This is a genomic window from Rhodococcus sp. LMD, from assembly GCF_056108245.1.
The window spans coordinates 1,475,397-1,492,386 of the sequence record NZ_CM148557.1; the positions used below are offsets into that span (position 1 = coordinate 1,475,397).

General features: G+C 70.9%; 21 protein-coding genes. 11 read left to right on the top strand and 10 right to left on the bottom strand.

Annotated features, from left to right (window positions below):
- The first annotated feature begins 16 nt into the window (after positions 1-16).
- The 3 genes from ACWPQI_RS06940 to ACWPQI_RS06950 all read left to right on the top strand — a co-directional run bounded on the left by ACWPQI_RS06940 (position 17) and on the right by ACWPQI_RS06950 (position 1,470).
- Positions 17-472: a carboxymuconolactone decarboxylase family protein gene (locus tag ACWPQI_RS06940; protein ID WP_026137632.1), complete on the top strand. Its 456-nt coding sequence runs from the start codon at positions 17-19 to the stop codon at positions 470-472.
- A 96-nt stretch (positions 473-568) separates the two neighbouring features.
- On the top strand, positions 569-958 hold the full coding sequence (locus tag ACWPQI_RS06945) for a hypothetical protein (RefSeq protein WP_237210994.1): 390 nt from the start codon (positions 569-571) through the stop codon (positions 956-958).
- Between the two features lie 92 nt (positions 959-1,050).
- On the top strand, positions 1,051-1,470 hold the full coding sequence (locus ACWPQI_RS06950) for a hypothetical protein (RefSeq protein WP_010592499.1): 420 nt from the start codon (positions 1,051-1,053) through the stop codon (positions 1,468-1,470).
- Between the two features lie 9 nt (positions 1,471-1,479).
- Here ACWPQI_RS06950 and ACWPQI_RS06955 read toward each other — a convergent pair whose 3' ends face one another.
- Together ACWPQI_RS06955 and ACWPQI_RS06960 are read right to left on the bottom strand one after the other, a co-directional pair.
- Positions 1,480-1,932 (bottom strand): phosphatase domain-containing protein, encoded by a 453-nt coding sequence (locus tag ACWPQI_RS06955; protein ID WP_010592498.1) that lies wholly within the window; start codon positions 1,930-1,932, stop codon positions 1,480-1,482.
- A gap of 101 nt (positions 1,933-2,033) precedes the next feature.
- Entirely contained in the window at positions 2,034-3,731 is a 1,698-nt protein-coding gene (locus ACWPQI_RS06960) for a fumarate hydratase (protein ID WP_010592497.1), read from the bottom strand.
- A gap of 267 nt (positions 3,732-3,998) precedes the next feature.
- On the opposite strand from ACWPQI_RS06960, the gene ACWPQI_RS06965 reads away from it, so the two are divergent.
- Both ACWPQI_RS06965 and ACWPQI_RS06970 read left to right on the top strand, forming a co-directional pair.
- Complete coding sequence (locus ACWPQI_RS06965) at positions 3,999-4,754, top strand: lysostaphin resistance A-like protein (protein WP_474738707.1); 756 nt, start codon at positions 3,999-4,001, stop codon at positions 4,752-4,754.
- A 49-nt stretch (positions 4,755-4,803) separates the two neighbouring features.
- Positions 4,804-5,328, top strand: a complete 525-nt coding sequence (locus ACWPQI_RS06970) for a 2'-5' RNA ligase family protein (RefSeq protein WP_010592495.1) — start codon at positions 4,804-4,806, stop codon at positions 5,326-5,328.
- A gap of 10 nt (positions 5,329-5,338) precedes the next feature.
- Here ACWPQI_RS06970 and ACWPQI_RS06975 read toward each other — a convergent pair whose 3' ends face one another.
- Both ACWPQI_RS06975 and ACWPQI_RS06980 read right to left on the bottom strand, forming a co-directional pair.
- Positions 5,339-5,554, bottom strand: coding sequence for a hypothetical protein (locus ACWPQI_RS06975; protein WP_010592494.1), 216 nt, complete (start codon positions 5,552-5,554; stop codon positions 5,339-5,341).
- An 89-nt stretch (positions 5,555-5,643) separates the two neighbouring features.
- On the bottom strand, positions 5,644-6,435 hold the full coding sequence (locus ACWPQI_RS06980; RefSeq protein WP_010592493.1) for a helix-turn-helix domain-containing protein: 792 nt from the start codon (positions 6,433-6,435) through the stop codon (positions 5,644-5,646).
- 127 nt (positions 6,436-6,562) lie between these two features.
- On the opposite strand from ACWPQI_RS06980, the gene ACWPQI_RS06985 reads away from it, so the two are divergent.
- Positions 6,563-6,898 (top strand): DUF1330 domain-containing protein, encoded by a 336-nt coding sequence (locus ACWPQI_RS06985; protein WP_119699557.1) that lies wholly within the window; start codon positions 6,563-6,565, stop codon positions 6,896-6,898.
- A 19-nt stretch (positions 6,899-6,917) separates the two neighbouring features.
- On the opposite strand, the gene ACWPQI_RS06990 is transcribed toward ACWPQI_RS06985, so the two are convergent.
- A complete protein-coding gene (locus ACWPQI_RS06990; RefSeq protein ID WP_102030849.1) occupies positions 6,918-7,484 on the bottom strand; it encodes a mismatch-specific DNA-glycosylase in 567 nt (188 codons plus the stop codon).
- Between the two features lie 158 nt (positions 7,485-7,642).
- Here ACWPQI_RS06990 and ACWPQI_RS06995 point away from each other — a divergent pair, with 158 nt between their 5' ends.
- Together ACWPQI_RS06995 and ACWPQI_RS07000 are read left to right on the top strand one after the other, a co-directional pair.
- Entirely contained in the window at positions 7,643-8,587 is a 945-nt protein-coding gene (locus ACWPQI_RS06995; RefSeq protein WP_048771788.1) for a restriction endonuclease, read from the top strand.
- 116 nt (positions 8,588-8,703) lie between these two features.
- Entirely contained in the window at positions 8,704-9,426 is a 723-nt protein-coding gene (locus ACWPQI_RS07000) for a DUF1906 domain-containing protein (protein WP_017680220.1), read from the top strand.
- Here the strand turns inward: ACWPQI_RS07000 and ACWPQI_RS07005 are convergent.
- The 3 genes from ACWPQI_RS07005 to ACWPQI_RS07015 all read right to left on the bottom strand — a co-directional run bounded on the left by ACWPQI_RS07005 (position 9,413) and on the right by ACWPQI_RS07015 (position 12,263).
- Positions 9,413-10,840, bottom strand: coding sequence for an MFS transporter (locus tag ACWPQI_RS07005; RefSeq protein WP_017680219.1), 1,428 nt, complete (start codon positions 10,838-10,840; stop codon positions 9,413-9,415). The two genes, ACWPQI_RS07000 and ACWPQI_RS07005, sit on opposite strands and share 14 nt — an antisense overlap.
- Positions 10,841-10,947: 107 nt before the next feature.
- Positions 10,948-11,295, bottom strand: a complete 348-nt coding sequence (locus tag ACWPQI_RS07010; RefSeq protein ID WP_010592485.1) for a hypothetical protein — start codon at positions 11,293-11,295, stop codon at positions 10,948-10,950.
- A gap of 113 nt (positions 11,296-11,408) precedes the next feature.
- Positions 11,409-12,263 (bottom strand): Rv1157c family protein, encoded by an 855-nt coding sequence (locus ACWPQI_RS07015; RefSeq protein ID WP_026137630.1) that lies wholly within the window; start codon positions 12,261-12,263, stop codon positions 11,409-11,411.
- A 330-nt stretch (positions 12,264-12,593) separates the two neighbouring features.
- Here ACWPQI_RS07015 and ACWPQI_RS07020 point away from each other — a divergent pair, with 330 nt between their 5' ends.
- Complete coding sequence (locus tag ACWPQI_RS07020; RefSeq protein WP_102030847.1) at positions 12,594-13,856, top strand: mannosyltransferase; 1,263 nt, start codon at positions 12,594-12,596, stop codon at positions 13,854-13,856.
- Here ACWPQI_RS07020 and ACWPQI_RS07025 read toward each other — a convergent pair.
- The gene (locus ACWPQI_RS07025) at positions 13,801-14,088 is read right to left on the bottom strand and encodes a 4a-hydroxytetrahydrobiopterin dehydratase (RefSeq protein WP_010592482.1); all 288 of its coding nucleotides are present in this window, start codon (positions 14,086-14,088) and stop codon (positions 13,801-13,803) included. The two genes, ACWPQI_RS07020 and ACWPQI_RS07025, sit on opposite strands and share 56 nt — an antisense overlap.
- A 25-nt stretch (positions 14,089-14,113) precedes the next feature.
- Here ACWPQI_RS07025 and ACWPQI_RS07030 point away from each other — a divergent pair, with 25 nt between their 5' ends.
- Positions 14,114-14,518 carry a (deoxy)nucleoside triphosphate pyrophosphohydrolase gene (locus tag ACWPQI_RS07030; RefSeq protein WP_048771775.1) on the top strand — a complete coding sequence of 135 codons (405 nt, stop codon included), beginning with the start codon at positions 14,114-14,116 and terminating at the stop codon, positions 14,516-14,518.
- A 15-nt stretch (positions 14,519-14,533) separates the two neighbouring features.
- Here the strand turns inward: ACWPQI_RS07030 and ACWPQI_RS07035 are convergent, their stop codons facing one another.
- A complete protein-coding gene (locus tag ACWPQI_RS07035; RefSeq protein WP_003936054.1) occupies positions 14,534-14,710 on the bottom strand; it encodes a hypothetical protein in 177 nt (58 codons plus the stop codon).
- 357 nt (positions 14,711-15,067) lie between these two features.
- On the opposite strand from ACWPQI_RS07035, the gene typA reads away from it, so the two are divergent.
- The gene (gene typA / locus ACWPQI_RS07040) at positions 15,068-16,954 is read left to right on the top strand and encodes a translational GTPase TypA (RefSeq protein WP_010592480.1); all 1,887 of its coding nucleotides are present in this window, start codon (positions 15,068-15,070) and stop codon (positions 16,952-16,954) included.
- Positions 16,955-16,990: the final 36 nt, after the last annotated feature.

A 16,990-nucleotide genomic window follows, 5' to 3' on the forward strand; every position in this document is an offset into this window, starting at 1 on the left:
TGACAAGGAGACGATCATGAAGGCTCGAATGACGAATCCCGCGCTTGTTCTGCCCGACGCGGTGACGGCGTTGCAGGCACTGGGGAACGCCGCCGACGGTGGCGGACTGCCGGCGCGCACCACCCACCTCGTGCATCTGCGGGCAAGCCAGATCAACGGATGCAGCGTCTGTGTGGACATGCACCCGCGGCTGGCCAAGAAGGACGGGGAGACCGACAAACGGCTGTTCGCGGTGGCGGCGTGGCGCGAGGCGCCGTACTTCACCGATGGCGAGCGGGCGGCCCTGGCGCTGACGGAGGCGGTGACCCGGCTCGCGGACCGGCCCGACCCGGTGCCCGACGACGTCTGGGACGAGGCCGCCCGCCACTACGACGAGCCGCAACTGGCGGCGCTGATCCTGCAGATCTCGCTGATCAACGTGTGGAACCGGCTCGACGCGACGGTCGAGCAGGTGGCCGGCGCGCAGTGGTGACGACGGGCGTTGCCCTCCGGCAGATATTCTGGAATGATTCCAGATAACATCCCGGAGTGTCGTGCTGCGGCGCCCGGAACGAAAGGAAGTGCGCTCATGTATGCCGTCGATTCCCGTGCCGTCGCGCTGCCGTCGATGGTCCTCGGCGGGTTGCGGCCGCTGTACCGGCAGATGGCCCGCGCCAACGTGCGCGCCGTGGGCTTCGTGCACACCACGGGCGCGAACCGGTTCGAGGTCCGGCTGATCGCGTCCGTGGGTGGGCCGACGCTCGAAATCCGCTCGCAGCACCGGACAGTCGTGCTCACTGTCCCACTCACGGCCCAGTTCCGGGCGCAGCCCGAACTCGACACCGACAGCTACCGGCGGCTGTGCGCGATGCTGACCCCGGCCGCCGATCCCTCGCCCGACACCATCGTCCGGTTCCTGCAGGGTCTCGTCGCTCAGGCGCCCGCCGTCCTCTCGCGCACCGACGCCCGCGCTGCCTGAGGGCGCCCCTACGATGTTCGGCTGCCGGGTCGCGTCCCGGGGTGCATGATCGGATCGGGACCGAACCGTAGTGATGGCGGAGAGGGGTAACGATGGCGGAGGACGGCGAGACGCGTCGATTCGGACTGCTCGGGTCCGCGATGGAGGAGTTGCTCGAGAGAACCCGCGCGGTGGCCGACGAGGTCGCATCGATCGGGAGCGACGCCCTCGGGTCGATTCCCGACCCCCTGTCCAGGCCTGCCGACCGGATGCTCGCGTCGCTCCGGGAGGTGATGGAGCTGGCCCCGCCCGTCTTCACCGAGTTCGACGCCCTCGTCGAGCAGCTGCACGCGCAGCGGAAGTCGGTGCAGGCGCTGCAGGCGCAACTGTCGGCGTTCGACCGTCAGTTGGAGGTGGTCGAGAAGTCGCTGGCGCCCCTGCAGGGGCTGGCCCACCAGTGGGCGCGGTTGCAGCAGACGCTGCTTCGGTATCCCCCCACCGACGAACCGGAAACCGGCCCGCCGAAGTCCTGACGGACCGGGTCAGAAGTCACCCTCGGCCACCTGGAAACACACCAGTCCCATTCGCCGCCACATCCGCACCACCTGGTCACGATCGTCGAGGACGGCGACGACCCGGTACCGGTGCCGGACGAACCGGTCGAACAGCTCGGCCTTGACGATGGAGTCCTTGCGACTGTCGCCGGGCGTGCGCATGTGCAGTTCGGTGTAGGGCACCCGATGCTCGGCCAGCCACTGCTCGGTCTCGGGCCGGCACACCCCGTCGCGCCCGGAGACGAGCACGATCGCCGGCTTCTCCGGCGAGGCGGCGAACGCCGTCACCGCGGCCATCACGGCGGGGGAGAGCGAATCCTCGCCCACGCGGTGCCAGTGGTAGGGGCTGCGGTCGCTCATGTGGGCGAGCGTGCCGTCGATGTCGACGATCCACGCCGGGGGCAGCGTCGGATCCGGCACGTACGGCGCCGGGTAGGGCACCGGCTCGGCCCCTGGTCGGTGCCGCCCCTGTCGCCGCGCCCCGGTGCGTCCTTTGGGCTGCTGGGACCGCCCAAAGGACGCACCGGCGGCGCAGCCGCCTGTCACAGCCCGGGGCGCTTGCCGATCGTCAGGGTGACCTCGCCGGTGCCGGCGAAGAAGTCGTTGCCCTTGTCGTCGACGACGATGAACGCCGGGAAGTCCTCGACCTCGATCTTCCACACTGCTTCCATACCCAGTTCCGGGTACTCGAGAACCTCGACCTTCTTGATGCAGTCCAGGGCGAGGCGCGCGGCGGGTCCGCCGATGGAGCCGAGATAGAAACCGCCGTGGTTCTTGCAGGCGTCGGTGACCTGCTGCGAGCGGTTGCCCTTGGCGAGCATGACCATCGAACCGCCCGCGGCCTGGAACTGCTCGACGTAGGAGTCCATCCGGCCCGCGGTGGTGGGACCGAACGAACCGGAGGCCATGCCGTCCGGCGTCTTGGCCGGGCCGGCGTAGTACACGGGGTGGTCCTTCAGGTACTGCGGCATGCCCTCGCCCGCGTCCAGACGTTCCTTGATCTTCGCGTGCGCGATGTCGCGGGCGACGACGAGCGGGCCCGTGAGGGACAGCCGGGTCTTGACGGGATGCTTGGACAGTTCGGCGAGGATCTCCGGCATCGGCCGCGTCAGGTCGATCTTCACCGCGGCGCCCTTGCCGGTGCCCGACACGCCCTCGGTCTCGGCGTCGAGCTGCGCGTCGGTGATCTCGGGCAGGAAGCGGCCCGGATCGAACTCGAGCTGCTCGAGGAACACCCCCTCCGGGGTGATCTTGGCCTTCGCCTGCCGGTCGGCCGAGCAGGACACCGCCAGCGCCACCGGCAGCGACGCGCCGTGCCGCGGCAGCCGGATCACGCGCACGTCGTGGCAGAAGTACTTGCCGCCGAACTGCGCACCGATGCCGATCTTCTGCGTCAGCTCGAAGACCTTCTTCTCGAGTTCGAGGTCGCGGAAGCCGCGGCCGGTGATCGCACCCTCGGTGGGCAGCTCGTCGAGGTAGTGGGCCGAGGCGTACTTCGCGGTCTTGAGGGCGAACTCGGCGGAGGTCCCGCCCACCACGATGGCGAGGTGGTAAGGGGGGCACGCGGCCGTGCCGAGCGAGCGGATCTTGGCCTCGAGGAACTGCATCATCGAGTCCGGGTTCAGGATCGCCTTCGTCTCCTGGTACAGGTACGACTTGTTGGCCGAACCACCACCCTTGGCCATGAACAGGAACTTGTAGGCGTTCTCGTGGCCGGCCGCGGTGTCGGCATAGAGCTCGATCTGCGCCGGCAGGTTCGAGCCGGTGTTCTTCTCCTCCCACATGGTGAGGGGAGCGTTCTGCGAGTACCGCAGGTTGAGCCGGGTGTAGGCGTCGTACACGCCGCGGGCGATCGCTTCCTCGTCGTCGCCGGGGGTGAGGACGTGCTGACCGCGCTTGCCCATGACGATCGCGGTTCCGGTGTCCTGGCACATCGGCAGCACTCCGGCGGCGGCGATGTGGGCGTTCTTCAGGAGGTCCAGGGCGACGAACTTGTCGTTGTCCGACGCCTCCGGGTCGTCGAGGATGCTCGCGAGCTGCTTCAGGTGATCCGCCCGCAGATAGTGCTGGATGTCGTGCAGCGCGGTCTCGGTGAGCAGGCGCAGCGCCTCGGGCTCGACCTGCAGGAAGGTGCGGCCGCCCGGGCCTTCGACGGTCGACACCCCCTCGGTGGTCAGCAGCCGGTACTCGGTGGGGTCTTCCCCGATCGGCAGCAGGTCCTCGTAGAGGAAGTCGGCCATTTCTTCTCCTGAACTGTCCTGGACAGCGGGGCTGATGTTCGGGACAAGGTTAGTCCCGGCAACGGGACGCTCCGACGCCGGGGCGTGTGACGCAAACCGCCTCCGCGCCCATCGTGACCTGCATCACTGCCAAAATCGGTCGCCGGTGTGCCGCCGGTCACGGTCGCTCCGGCACGGAATCCGTACACTGGTACGGATGGTTCGTACAGTGCAGGAACGGGTACTCGATCGGTTCCGACAGACCCGACAGCGGGGGTTCGAGAACACATGACTGCGGAGACCCTGCCGACGACGGCACCTGCCCACCGCGGATCGCTCCGCGGCTTCCATGCCTGGTTCGACGTCGCCGTCGTGGTGATCGTCCTCGTCGCCACCAACCTGATCGCGCACTTCACCACCGTGTGGGCCAGCATCGCGACGGTGCCCGCTGCGGCGCTGGTGCTCGTCGCGCTGACGCGCCGTCGTGGCATGCGCTGGTCCGAACTCGGGCTCTCGCCGCGCCACTGGCGCTCGGGTTCCCTCTACGCCCTGGCCGCCGTCGGGGTCGTGCTGGCCGTGATCGCCGTGGGGGTGGCGTTGCCGCTCACGCGGCAGTTCTTCCTGTCGGACCGCTACGCCACGATCTCCGGCGCGCTCCTCGCCTCGATGATCGTGATTCCACTGCAGACGGTCATCCCCGAGGAACTCGCGTTCCGCGGCGTGCTGCACGGCACGCTCGAACGCGTCTCCGGTGCGCGCGGAGTGTTCGCCGCCGGGTCGCTGCTGTTCGGCCTGTGGCACATCGCCTCGTCCCTCGGGCTCACGAACGGCAATCGCGGCCTGAGCGGCATCCTCGGCGGCGGCCTGTGGGGGCAGGTGCTGGGCATCGCCGGAGCGGTCCTGGCCACCGCCGCTGCCGGGTTCGTCTTCACCTGGCTGCGCCGCCGCAGCGGAAGCCTGATCGCCCCGATCGCCCTGCACTGGTCCCTCAACGGTGCCGGGGCGCTGGCCGCGGCGCTGGTCTGGCACGCCACCCTGAACTGACCGCCCGAACCGGCCGCCGGCCCGCCGGCGCCCGCGGTACCGTGCGCTGATGGCACTCGCGGTCTGCCTGGTCTTCGACGCCGCCGCCCGGCGCGCCCTGCAGCAACTGTGGGCCCGGCTCGAAGACCTCGGGGTGCCGACGCTGCTCACCCATACCCACGGCCGGCACGTGCCGCACCTGTCGTACGCGGTGTTGCGCAGCTACGACGTCGAGGACGTGACGGCCGCGCTCGCGACGCTCCCCGACGGTGGACCGCTGACCCTCTACTCCGACGCGCTGGGGGCCTTCCGGCGCGGACGGGTCTGGCTCTCGCCGGCACCCACCGCCGACCTCCTGCGCCGTCAGCAGCGCGTGGTGGACACCGTCACCGCCGTCGGCGCGGACCTGCACAAGCACTACCGGCCGGGCGTATGGACCCCGCATCTGACCCTCAGCCCCCGAGCCCGGCTGGAGGACCTGCCGCGGGTGGCCGCGGTCGTCTACGACGTGCTGCCCCTCGAGACGGTCGTGTCCGGCGCGGCGCTGATCGACACCACGACGGGGGAGCGGCGGCCGCTGCGCCGCGTCCCGTGACCGGCGGTGCTCACTCCTCGGGGTTCTCCACCCACTTGCCGTACGGCGGCGGGCCCTCGCCCATGATCTGCACCCCGAAGTGCGGGGCGTGCTTCCACACGTAGCCGTGCAGGGTGTGTTCCTCCGAGGTCTGCGTATTGACGAGGACGAGGTCTCCCGTCGCTCGCTCCTCGAGGGAGAACCCGCTGTCCGGGCCCTCGAGTACCCACCACTTCGTCCTGCTCATGATCGATGCCTCCGGTGTGGGACGGGACAGGTCTCGGGGCGGACGTTACTCCCGACAGTGCCCGTGCGGCACCGGTTCGCCGATCCGGATCATCGGCCTCCCAGCACCCGTCGGGTGGCCTCGTCGGCCGGGTAGAACGCCTCGATCGCCAGTTCCGCGACGGTGACATCCAACGGCGTGCCGAACAGCGTCGTCGTGCTCAGCAGGGACAGCTCGCCGTCGTCGGTGCGCAGCCGCAGCGGCACCACCAGGGCGTGGGCGCCGGTCGGATCGAGCTCGGCGTCGTGCCCGTCGTCGCAGGGGTAGTCGGCCAGTTCGGCGTGCAGCCGGCGCAGCACCGGGTCGCCCGTCGCGGCGAGCTGATGTCGCAGTCGGGTCAGCAGGTGCGCCCGCCACTGGCCGTGATTGACGATGCGCGGCGCCATCCCGTCCGGGTGCAGCGTCACCCGCAGCACGTTCACCGGGGGCTCGAGCAGCCGCGGGTCGCATCCGCCCAGCAAGCCCATGACGGCGTCGTTGGCGTCGACCATCGTCCAGTGCCGGTCCACCACCAGCGCGGGATACGGGCGGTGCGACCGCAGGATCCGCTCGATCGCATCGGCCACCGCGGCCATCGGCACGTCCCCGAGACGGTGCTCCGGGTACGCGGGCGCCAGACCCGCCGCGAGCAGCAGCGAGTTGCGCTCCCGAAGCGGGATGTCGAGCTGATCGGCCAGGCGCAGCAGCATGACGCGCGTCGGCCGGGACCGGCCCGTCTCGAGGAAACTCACGTGCCGCGCCGAGACCTGCGCCCGGTTGGCGAGGGCGAGCTGGCTCAGGCCGCGACGCTCACGCCAGTGCCGCAGCAGTGCTCCGACGGGTTCCTCGTGCACGGTGGTCATGGAAGTCACGGTAGGCGCGGAAGGGAACGACGGCCATTACCTGCCGGGTAATCGATTCGGGCACCGCGGCCCGGCACTCTCGTCGGTGTGCGGCACGCCGCCGCCACCGACCGACCCGGAGGACCCCATGACTGCCTACGCGATCGCCCATCTGCGCTCCGTCGACTTCGGCCCCGAGATCGTCCGCTACATCGAGGAGATCGACGACACCTTCACGCCGTACGGGGGCAGGTTCCTCGTCCACGGCGTCGAACCCGAGGTCCACGAGGGACCCTGGCCCGGCCACGTCGTGATCATCGAGTTCCCCGACATCGAGCAGGCCCGCGCCTGGTACCGGTCGCCGGCCTACCAGGAGATCCTGCCGCTGCGCACCGAGCACTCCGACAGTTCGGCCATCCTCGTCGAGGGTGTCCCGCCGGGCTACCGGGCGCGCGACTATCTCACCAAGGTGGGGCACCGCTGAGCGGCCCGGACCTACCGGCTCAGGGCAGGATCCCGGCCGCGCGGGCCGGCGCCGCATACGCCTCGGCGAGGGTGTCGACCGTCTCGTGGGCGTTGAGGCCACTCGGATTCGGCACCACCCATACCGGCACCCCGCCGATCGTCGCCTCCTGCAACCCCGCGGCCGCCTTGCGCTGCCCGAACGCCGACCGGTACGCCGTGATGCCGGCGACGGCCACCACCCGCGGCCGGTGCTGCGCCACCACCCCGGCCAGTCGCGCGGCCCCGGTCCGCAGCTCGTCTGCCGTGAGTTCGTCCGCGCGGGCGGTGGCGCGGGGGGCGAGATTGGTGATCCCGACGCCGCGCTCGAGCAGGTGTGCCTTGTCGTCCTCGCTCATACCGGAGGTGGGGTCGACGGGCCGGAGCAGGATGCCGGCCCGCAGCAGGGCCGGGTAGAAGCGGTTCCCGGGCCGGGCGAAGTGCGCACCCGTCGCGGCCGTCCACAGTCCCGGATTGATGCCCACGAACAGCAGCCGGCAGCCCGGCCCGATCAGGTCGGGCACCACCGCGTCACGGCAGCGTTCGAGTTCGGCGCGCGTGAATCCCATCCGTCCCACGGTAGCGAGCGGCGCCGTCCCGGTCCGGCCTCGCCCGGACACGAGGAGTGCGGCCGCCCTCGCTTCCGCGGTCATCGGCTAGGGTGAAATGCGCGTCGTGGCGGGACCGGACAGCCGCGGCGAGCAGGGCCGAAACGATAGGGGAAGGTGTGCAGCGCCGGAACGTGATCGGTAACCCCGTCGAAGACCCGTCCGGCCGCGAGGTGGCGCTACCGCCGTACACGGATCTGCTGTGGCCCACCCTGCAGGCGCTGATCGGGCTCGGCGGCTCGGCGTCGATCGAGGAACTCGAGAAGGCCGTCGTCGCGCGCGAGCGTCTGTCCGAGGCCGCGCGGTCCGTACTGCACGGTGACGGCCCGGTCACCGAGATCGAGTACCGGATCGGCTGGGCGCGTACCTATCTCAAGGGCATGGGTCTGCTGGCCAACACCCGGCGCGGGGTGTGGAGCGTCACGGACCGCGGTCGCGCGGTGCAGGAATCGGAGATCAAGCCGCTCCAGGTGGCCTACACCGCGGAGAAGCGACGCAAACGACTCGTGCGCAACGCGTCGTCGCGGGCGCAGGTGGTGCCTCTCACGGCGGCCCCCGAGGATCCCGAGCTGTGGCGCGAACCCGTGCTCGCCGCCGTCGCCGAGCTCCCCGACGAGGGGTTCGAGCGGCTCGCCGTCGCGGTGCTCCGCGCCGCCGGATTCACCACCGTCTCCGTCCCGCCGCACGGTGGCCATCTCGACACCGGCTCCGACAACGACGTGGACGTGGAGGGCACCGGCGTGCTGCGGGTGTCGCTGCTCGGCTTCTCGGTGTTCTTCCGGTTCCTGCGCGGCCCCGAGCGGGCGGGCGCGGACGTGGTGCGCGAGTTCCGCGCCGCGATGGCCGGTCGCGGTGAGAAGGGCCTGCTCGTCACCACCGGCACGTTCGGCGACGACGCCCGCTCCGAGGCGCACCGGCTCGGCGCGCCCCCCATCGAACTCGTCGACGGCGACGGGCTGTGCGATCTGCTCAAGGAGCACGGTCTCGGGGTCCACACCACGGTGCGCACCGTCGAGGACGTGGCTCTGGTTCCGGCCTTCTTCGCCGAGCTCGGCGGCCGCTAGCCCCGCCCGTCGTCGGGCCGCGAATCCCGATGTGCCCCCGCGGGACCCGGGAGTGTGATGCAATACCGGAGGCTCGACACCCTGTCCTCCGTGCACGCTCGTCCAAGCGAGGTTCGATGGCCGTTTCACGTCGGGAACTGTTGCGATATGCGGCCGTCGGCTCGTGCGCGGCCTGGATCTCGGCCGTCGCCGCCCCCGGGGTGGCGCACGGCCGGGAGGTGCTCGGCACGATCGTCGACTACTCGGCGGCGGTGCCGTCGCCGTCGTCGATCCGTGCCGCCGGGCACATCGGGGCCATCCGGTACGTCTCGGACCGGCGGCCGGGCGCCGAATGGATGCTGGCCAAGCCGCTGACCGAGTCGGAGGCCGCCGCGCTCGTCGCCGGCGATCTCGAGGTCGTCTCGTGCTACCAGTTCGGCAAGGCCGACACGGCGGACTGGCTCGGTGGATACGACGCCGGGGTCCGGCACGCGACGCGCGGCCTCGAGCTGCACCGGGCGGCCGGGGGCCCGGCGGACCGGCCGATCTACGCCTCGATCGACGACAACCCGTCCGAGCAGCAGTTCGCCGACCTCATCGCGCCGTACCTGCAGGGCTGGCACGACGTGCTCGGCGCCGGGAACACCGGCGTGTACGCCAACGCGCCGACCATCTCCTGGGCGCGCGACGCCGGGCTGGGATCGTTCTACTGGCAGCACGACTGGGGCACGGCCGAGGGCTACGTGCATCCCGCGGCCGACCTGCACCAGGTGGGCGGCGGCACGATCGACGGTATCGGCATCGACGTCAACAACGTGTTCAGCACCGACTACGGGCAGTGGTCCCTCACCGCCGGGTGAGGCCGCCGGGTCGTGACCGCGGCACGGCCACCGTCAGGGCCAGGCCCACGACGGCGGCCAGGGCCGCCACCAGGAACGTGGCGCGGAAGGCGTCCAGGGCGGGGACGGTGGCGGTGCCGACGTTCAGGGTGTCCGCTGCGAGCAGGACGCTCACGACCGCCGCGGACGAGGAGGTCCCCACCGAGCGCATGAGCGCGTTGAGACTGTTGGCGGCCGCGGTCTCCGACAGCGGCACCGCGGTCATGATCAGCGCCGGCATCGCGGCGTAGGCCAGGCCGATACCGGCACCGATGATCATGGCGGCGACCACGATGTGCCAGATCTCCGAGCAGGCGACGTAGGCCAGGAGGTAACCGAGGCAGACGACGACCGCGCCCGCGGCGAGGGTCGTCCGGGGTCCGTACCGCGTCGTGATCCGCGCCGACACCGGCGACAGCGCCATCATGACCAGACCGCTCGGCGCGAGCACCAGGCCCGTCGCGACCATGGACAACCCGAACCCGTAGCCCGTGACGACCGGTGCCATCAACAACTGCGGGAAGGCGAGGCTGTTGCTGTAGAGCGCGAAACCGACCGCGACCGACGCCAGATTGGTGAACAACACCGGACGTCGCCCCGACACGCGCAGATCGACCAGCGGTCGCGGCCGTCGGAGTTCGTACCGGCCCCAGGCGACGGCGGTGGCGGCGGCGCCGGCGAACATCGCGAGCGTCGCGGGCGCCGTCCAGCCCCAGGTGCTGCCCTTGGTCACGGGGAGGAGGAACAGCGTCAGTGCCACCGCGAGCCCGATCGCACCGAGCAGGTCGAAACGTCCGGGATCCGCCCGGGGGGATTCGGGAACCACCCACAGCACGAGGGCGGCGGCGAGCACTCCGACCAGTCCGCAGAACCAGAACAGGGTGTGCCAGTGGGCGATCTGCGCGACGGCCGCGGCGACGGGGAAGCCGACGGCTCCGCCGACTCCCATCGTCGCGCTGATGGTCGCCATCGCTCCCGGCAGTCTGCGCGGGCGCAGTTCGTCGCGCAGGATCGCGATGCCGAGCGGGATCGCTCCGCTCGCGGCGCCCTGCAGGGCGCGGCCGGTGATCATCGGCCACAGCGTGGTGGACAGCGCGCAGACCGCGGAGCCGACGACGAGCGTGCCGAGGCACACGAGCAGCATCCGGCGTTTGCCGAACATGTCGCCGAGCCGGCCGCTGACCGGGGTGATCACGGCGGAGGCGAGCAGGGTGGCGGTGACGGCCCACGAGGCGCTCTCCACCGAGGTTCCCAGCAGATGCGGCAGTTGGGGCAGCAGCGGGACGACGAGGGTGTGCATCAGGGCGACGACGATGCCGCAGAGGGAGAGCACAGCGACGAGGCCACGGGGTGCCGGACGTTCGCCGACCGACGGGATCCGGGTCTCGACCGCCATGCGCCTCCTCGAAGCCGGGCCGCGACGACGACCGGACGTACGACATCTACCAGGTGTGGCGGCGGCGCGGGAGAACGGGCCCGTTCAACGGGACAGCGCCTGCCCGGTCAACTCTGGCAGTGCGCGGCGGGGTCGGGTTCGGCGGCGGTGACGACGAGCGTGGGGTGCGGGTCCTCGGGGGCGTCGTGGACGCCGCGCCACGACAGCAGCGACCAGCGGGACAGTCCCGACAGCGCCGAGCCGAGGCTGGCGAACGACAGCGACGACAGGGCCGAACCGAACGACCCCACCGAACCGACCGACAGCACCGACCCGACGCTGCCGACGGACAGGATCGAGTACGCCGAGCCGATGGACAGGATCGAGCCCTCGGAACGGAGGGAGAGGATCGACCGGTGGGAGCGGCGGGAGCGCAGGGATCGGGAAACGGTGTGCCCGAGGGGTGTTTCGGCCATGTCCCGGTCTACCACGCAGCGGGCGGCGCGGGAAGCGTGCGGACGACGAGCGTGCGGACGACGGAGGCCGCCGGGACGATCCCGGCGGCCTCGGCCAAGGTGCGGACGATCGATCAGGCGACCGTGACGAGCCCGATCGTCGGCAGGAAGGTGCACGAGCGCGGGGCCGCGCCCTCGGCCTGCGTGGTGATGCCACCGGAGATCACCGCGGCCACGTTGCCGGAGCCGGTGTCCGCGATCGCGCTGAGCGTCGTCGGGCCGTCGGGGTTGATCCGGGCCGCGTCGGTGAGCGTCGCGGTGCCGCTGCGGCCGTTGGAGACGTTGATCCAGCTCACCGTCAGCGGCTGGGCCTGCTGCGCGGCGAACTTGGCGGTTCCCAGCGCGGTGAACACGAACCCGGCCTGGCCGGCCTTCGGGCCCGGCGGCGGGAGCGGTGCGGGACCGGCGACGGCGAGTGCGGTGCCGATGGAGTCGCCGCCGTCGCGGATGCAGTCCTTGCCGATGCTCGGGTACAGGAACTGCGAGATCGGCACGGCGTTCGGGTCGGGGAGGTCGGGACCGCCACCGCCGCTGCCGTCGAGGAAGGTGATCACGCGCTGGAGCAGGGCCTTGACGGAGTCGGGCAGCTGCGAGTTCGCGAGCAGCTCCTTCGCCTGGTCGAGCAGCTGGTTCCGGCCGTCGGCGACGTCCGTCGGCCCGGCTGCCGCGCCGACGATGGCGGGTGCGAGGGAGGCGAGGGCCTCGACCTCTTCGGGTGCGGCGGCCTGGGTGCTCAGCATCCCCATGAGGGACTCGATCGTCAGGTCCGCCGGCAGCGGGTAGCCCGCGAGCTCGACCGGCAGCTGAAGCGTGTCGGGGAGGCCCGGAACGACGGGTTGCGCGACCGCCTGCGAGGGCACGGTGAGCGCCGCGGCGGCGGCGAGAGCGCAGGCGGTGATCATCCTGCGCGTTGCTCGGGTTCGAAGCACTTTTCCCCATCCTTGTCGTTGAAGCGGCGCCGGAGCGAGGGGCTCCGATGCCGCTGACGGCTCGGGGAGACACTTTATGTAGGCCCCCCGATCAGTACAAGCCGTGGCCGGTCTCACAGCCGCCGCCTGTATTCGCGGGAGTCTAGCCATAACGTGTTCCGATCAGTGGTGTCCGCTCGAGACTACGTGTGACGCATGTGGTTTTTGTGAGAGTAGATGAAACTGTTACTGATGTGAGTATCGTGTTCGGCCCGCCGTCGTGGACCGGATAGTCTGCATCAGTCCCCGGTCCTTCCCCGGGGTGACGTGACGACGGGAGGCCGCGCCGCAGTGTCCGATCCGGTTCGCCCGCATCGACTGTGGTGGTGCGCGGCCCTGCTGGCCGTGTCCGTCGGGGTGCGCCTGGCGTGGAACTTCCTCACCCCCAACGGCATGAATCTCGTGGATCTGCACGTGTACGTCGACGGGTCCGCGGCGCTGTTGCGCGGGGAGCTGTACGACTTCACCTACACCCGGGACACGCCCGAGTTCTCCCTGCCCTTCACCTACCCGCCGTTCGCGGCCCTGGTCTTCTTCCCCCTGCACTACCTGCCCTTCCCCGTGGTCGGAGTGCTGTGGCAGCTGCTGACCGTCGCCGCCCTGTTCGGCATCCTGCGCATCTGCCTCGAGCTGCTGTTCGGTCCCGCGGCCCACAGCGCCCACTGGACGGCGGTCGCGCTCGGGTGGACGGCGGTCGGTATCTGGACCGAGCCCATCCGCACGACCCTCGACTACGGGCAGGTCAACGTGTTCCTGGCCTTCGGGGTGATGGTCGCGGTCCGCAGCAACCGCTGGTGGCTCTCGGGCGGACTGGTCGGGGTGCTCGCCGGCATCAAGCTGACCCCGGCGGTCGCCGGTCTGTACCTCGTGGCGCGACGGCGGTGGTCGGCGGCGTTCTTCTCCGCGGCGGTCTTCGTCGTCACCGTCGCCGTCAGCTGGCTGGCGCTCGGCGAGCAGGCACGGACCTACTTCACGACGTTGTTCGGCGACGCCGAGCGGATCGGACCGGTGGGGTCGGTCTGGAACCAGTCGCTGCGCGGCGCGCTGAGCCGCATCGTGGGGCACGACGTCGGCACCGGGCCGCTGTGGCTGGCGGCCGTCGCGGTCTCGGCGGCGCTGGCCTTCGCGGCCTGGCGTGCCCTCGGCCCGGACGATCGCCTCGGCACCGTCGTCGTCGTCGAACTCTTCGGGCTGCTGGTGTCGCCGATCTCCTGGATGCACCACTGGGTATGGGTACTGCCGATGCTGGTGTGGCTGGTCTACGGCCCGCTCGCGGACCGGCGGGGGGCGCGCGTCCTGGCCGGAGTCTGGGCGGTGCTCACCGTCGTCGGGGTGCCGTGGCTGCTGGGACTGGCGCAGGACTCGATGTGGGACATCTCGCGGCCCGCGGTGCTCGCCTGGGCCGGTGCGTGCAACGTGCTCGGGGTGCTCGCGGTGTACGTGTGGACGATCCTCGCCCGGCGCATCCCGGCGCGGCACCCCGCTCCGGCCGTATCCGTCAGCCGTGGACCAGCGCGTCGATCGTCCGGGCCAGTTCCACGTCCGACGCGGTGATCCCGCCGGCGGAATGGGTGGACAGCGAGTACGTCACCTTCCGCCAGCGGATGTCGATGTCGGGATGGTGGTTCGCCGCCTCGGCGGCCTCGGCCACCCGGTCCACCAGCGCGACGGCCTCGGGGAACGAGGGGGACTCGACGGTGCGCACGATCGCGTTCCCGTCCCGCTGCCACGCGGGGAGGTCGACGAGGGCGGCCTCGATGTCGGCGTCGGAGAGCAACTCGGCCATGTCTCATTCTGGGACGATGCCGCACATGAGTGCAACGACGGGCCGGGCGGACGAGGTGGTGGCCGGGGCGATCTTCCGCGACGGCCGGCTGTTGCTGGCGCAGCGGGTCGGCCCCCCGGAGCTGGCGGGGTTGTGGGAGCTGCCCGGCGGCAAGGCGGAGCCGGGGGAGTCCGCCGAGGCGGCACTGCGCCGGGAGCTGCGGGAGGAGCTGGGCGTGGAGGTCGCCGGGGCGCAGCGCGTCGGGGCCGGAGTGCCGCTGGGCGGGGGCCGGGTGCTGCGCGCCTACCGCGTGGAGCTGGTCTCGGGGGAGCCGCGGCCGCTCGAGCACGCGGCCCTGCGCTGGGTGGACGCCGACGAGCTGGAACGGATCGACCTGGTGCCCAACGACCGGGTGTGGCTACCGGAGCTGCGCGCCCGACTCCGGGGCTGACGGTGGTGCGGCCGGTCAGGCGGCGCGGGCCTTCTTCAGGCGCTTCGCGAGCTCCTTCTTGCCCAGTCCCTCGTGCTCGAGTCTCTTCATCCGCATGACCACCACCGGGCAGCGCACACAGCGGGTCTTCTTGCGGCAGCACTTCTTCTTGGGCTCGAGCTGCGCGACCTTGCTCGCCTTCACCTTGCCCATCCGGGTCGCCGGCCTTTCGTCGGTGGGGTTCCGGACCAAAGGTTAGCATGCCCTTACCTGGATGGCCGGGCCGCCGAATACAGGGTGCGCCGACGAATGCAGGGTGCGCCGGCCGGCGCGGGGCGACGTGGCGAACGTCACGCTCTGCGTCGCGAGCTGGTGAATCCGGCGTCGGCGCGCGCGGAGCACCGGGACCGGCCTGTACTGTATTGGAGGCCGCAGTGCCTGTGCGGGCCGTTCACGGCCGCGAACAGGTGACTCGCATTCGCGACGCGGCCACCGCAAGAACGCCGTACGGGCGAGGTGCCGTCTGGGTCCAGTGCCGTGTGGCCGGACAACAGCCAGGAGAGCCATCGCGTGAGCACCGCCAGTTTCCGCAACGTCGCCATCGTCGCGCACGTCGACCACGGAAAGACCACCCTCGTCGACGCCATGCTGCGCCAATCGGGCGCCTTCGCCGAGCGCGCGGAACTCGTCGACCGGGTCATGGACTCCGGTGACCTCGAGCGCGAGAAGGGCATCACGATCCTCGCGAAGAACACCGCTGTGCACCGGCACAACCCCGACGGCACCGTCACCGTCATCAACGTGATCGACACCCCCGGTCACGCCGACTTCGGTGGCGAGGTCGAGCGCGGGCTGTCCATGGTCGACGGCGTGGTCCTGCTCGTCGATGCGTCCGAGGGCCCGCTGCCCCAGACCCGTTTCGTGCTGCGCAAGGCGCTCTCCGCGTCGTTGCCGGTGCTGCTCGTGGTCAACAAGACCGACCGTCCCGACGCCCGCATCGCCGAGGTCGTCGAGGAGACCCACGACCTGCTGCTCGACCTCGCCTCCGACCTCGACGACGAGGCTTCCGAGGCCGCCGAGCAGCTGCTCGACCTGCCGGTCCTGTACGCCTCCGGCCGCGAGGGCAAGGCGTCGACCGAACAGCCCGAGAACGGACAGGCGCCGTCCGCCGAGAATCTCGACGCGCTGTTCGACGTGCTCATGAAATACATCCCCGCCCCCAAGGGCGATCCGGCCGCATCGTTGCAGGCGCACGTCACCAACCTCGACGCCTCCGAGTTCCTCGGCCGCCTGGCGCTGCTGCGCATCCACAACGGCGAACTGCGCAAGGGCCAGACCGTCGCGTGGATGCACGCCGACGGCGTGAAGAACGTGAAGATCACCGAGCTGCTCCAGACCATCGGTGTCGAGCGCCGGCCCGGTGACGTCGCCGTCGCCGGCGACATCGTCGCCGTCGCCGGCATCCCGGACATCATGATCGGCGACACCCTCGCCGATGTGGACAACCCGGTCGCGCTGCCGCGCATCACGGTCGACGAGCCGGCCATCTCGGTGGTCATCGGCACCAACACGTCGCCGCTCGTCGGCCGCGTGCAGGGTCACAAGCTGACCGCGCGCATGGTCAAGTCCCGGCTGGACTCGGAGCTGGTCGGCAACGTGTCGTTGCGCGTGCTCGACATCGGCCGCCCCGACGCGTGGGAGGTGCAGGGCCGCGGCGAGCTGGCGCTGGCCATCCTCGTCGAGCAGATGCGCCGCGAGGGCTTCGAGCTCACCGTCGGCAAGCCGCAGGTGGTCACCCGGCAGGTCGACGGCAAGGTGCACGAGCCGTACGAGGAGCTCACCATCGACAGCCCCGAGGAACACCTCGGCGCGATCACCCAGCTGCTCGCGGCCCGCAAGGGCAAGATGGTGCAGATGTCCAACCACGCCGCCGGGTGGGTGCGCATGGAGTTCATCGTCCCGTCGCGCGGCCTCATCGGGTTCCGCACCGACTTCCTCACCGAGACCCGCGGCACGGGCATCGCCAACGCCGTCTTCCACGGCTACGCCCCGTGGGCCGGCGAGATCCGCGCACGGCATACCGGCTCGCTGGTCTCCGACCGCTCGGGCTCGGTCACGCCGTTCGCGATGATCCAGCTCGGCGACCGCGGCACCTTCTTCGTGGAGCCGGGCAGCGACACCTACGAGGGCCACGTCGTGGGCATCAACCCGCGCGCCGAAGACCTCGACATCAACGTCACCCGCGAGAAGAAGCTCACCAACATGCGCTCCTCCACGGCCGACGTGATGGAAACCCTCGCCAAGCCGATCACCCTGAGCCTCGAGGAGGCCATGGAGTTCTGCGCCTCCGACGAGTGCGTCGAGGTCACCCCGGAGATCCTCCGGGTCCGCAAGGTGCACCTCTCGGCCACCGACCGGGCCCGCGCCCGCTCGCGGGAGAAGGCTCGCAACAAGTAGTCGCGGCACTGGACGAGTAGTGCGGCAGGGGTGGTC

What these genes read in the sequence shown, in the direction of transcription:
- ACWPQI_RS06940 (WP_026137632.1), top strand. Translation starts at nt 17, where the DNA reads ATGAAGGCTCGAATGACGAATCCCGCGCTTGTTCTGCCCGACGCGGTG.
- ACWPQI_RS06945 (WP_237210994.1), top strand. Translation starts at nt 569, where the DNA reads ATGTATGCCGTCGATTCCCGTGCCGTCGCGCTGCCGTCGATGGTCCTC.
- ACWPQI_RS06950 (WP_010592499.1), top strand. Translation starts at nt 1,051, where the DNA reads ATGGCGGAGGACGGCGAGACGCGTCGATTCGGACTGCTCGGGTCCGCG.
- ACWPQI_RS06960 (WP_010592497.1), bottom strand. Translation starts at nt 3,731, where the DNA reads ATGGCCGACTTCCTCTACGAGGACCTGCTGCCGATCGGGGAAGACCCC.
- ACWPQI_RS06965 (WP_474738707.1), top strand. Translation starts at nt 3,999, where the DNA reads ATGACTGCGGAGACCCTGCCGACGACGGCACCTGCCCACCGCGGATCG.
- ACWPQI_RS06970 (WP_010592495.1), top strand. Translation starts at nt 4,804, where the DNA reads ATGGCACTCGCGGTCTGCCTGGTCTTCGACGCCGCCGCCCGGCGCGCC.
- ACWPQI_RS06975 (WP_010592494.1), bottom strand. Translation starts at nt 5,554, where the DNA reads ATGAGCAGGACGAAGTGGTGGGTACTCGAGGGCCCGGACAGCGGGTTC.
- ACWPQI_RS06980 (WP_010592493.1), bottom strand. Translation starts at nt 6,435, where the DNA reads ATGACCACCGTGCACGAGGAACCCGTCGGAGCACTGCTGCGGCACTGG.
- ACWPQI_RS06985 (WP_119699557.1), top strand. Translation starts at nt 6,563, where the DNA reads ATGACTGCCTACGCGATCGCCCATCTGCGCTCCGTCGACTTCGGCCCC.
- ACWPQI_RS06990 (WP_102030849.1), bottom strand. Translation starts at nt 7,484, where the DNA reads ATGGGATTCACGCGCGCCGAACTCGAACGCTGCCGTGACGCGGTGGTG.
- ACWPQI_RS07000 (WP_017680220.1), top strand. Translation starts at nt 8,704, where the DNA reads ATGGCCGTTTCACGTCGGGAACTGTTGCGATATGCGGCCGTCGGCTCG.
- ACWPQI_RS07005 (WP_017680219.1), bottom strand. Translation starts at nt 10,840, where the DNA reads ATGGCGGTCGAGACCCGGATCCCGTCGGTCGGCGAACGTCCGGCACCC.
- ACWPQI_RS07010 (WP_010592485.1), bottom strand. Translation starts at nt 11,295, where the DNA reads ATGGCCGAAACACCCCTCGGGCACACCGTTTCCCGATCCCTGCGCTCC.
- ACWPQI_RS07025 (WP_010592482.1), bottom strand. Translation starts at nt 14,088, where the DNA reads ATGGCCGAGTTGCTCTCCGACGCCGACATCGAGGCCGCCCTCGTCGAC.
- ACWPQI_RS07030 (WP_048771775.1), top strand. Translation starts at nt 14,114, where the DNA reads ATGAGTGCAACGACGGGCCGGGCGGACGAGGTGGTGGCCGGGGCGATC.
- ACWPQI_RS07035 (WP_003936054.1), bottom strand. Translation starts at nt 14,710, where the DNA reads ATGGGCAAGGTGAAGGCGAGCAAGGTCGCGCAGCTCGAGCCCAAGAAG.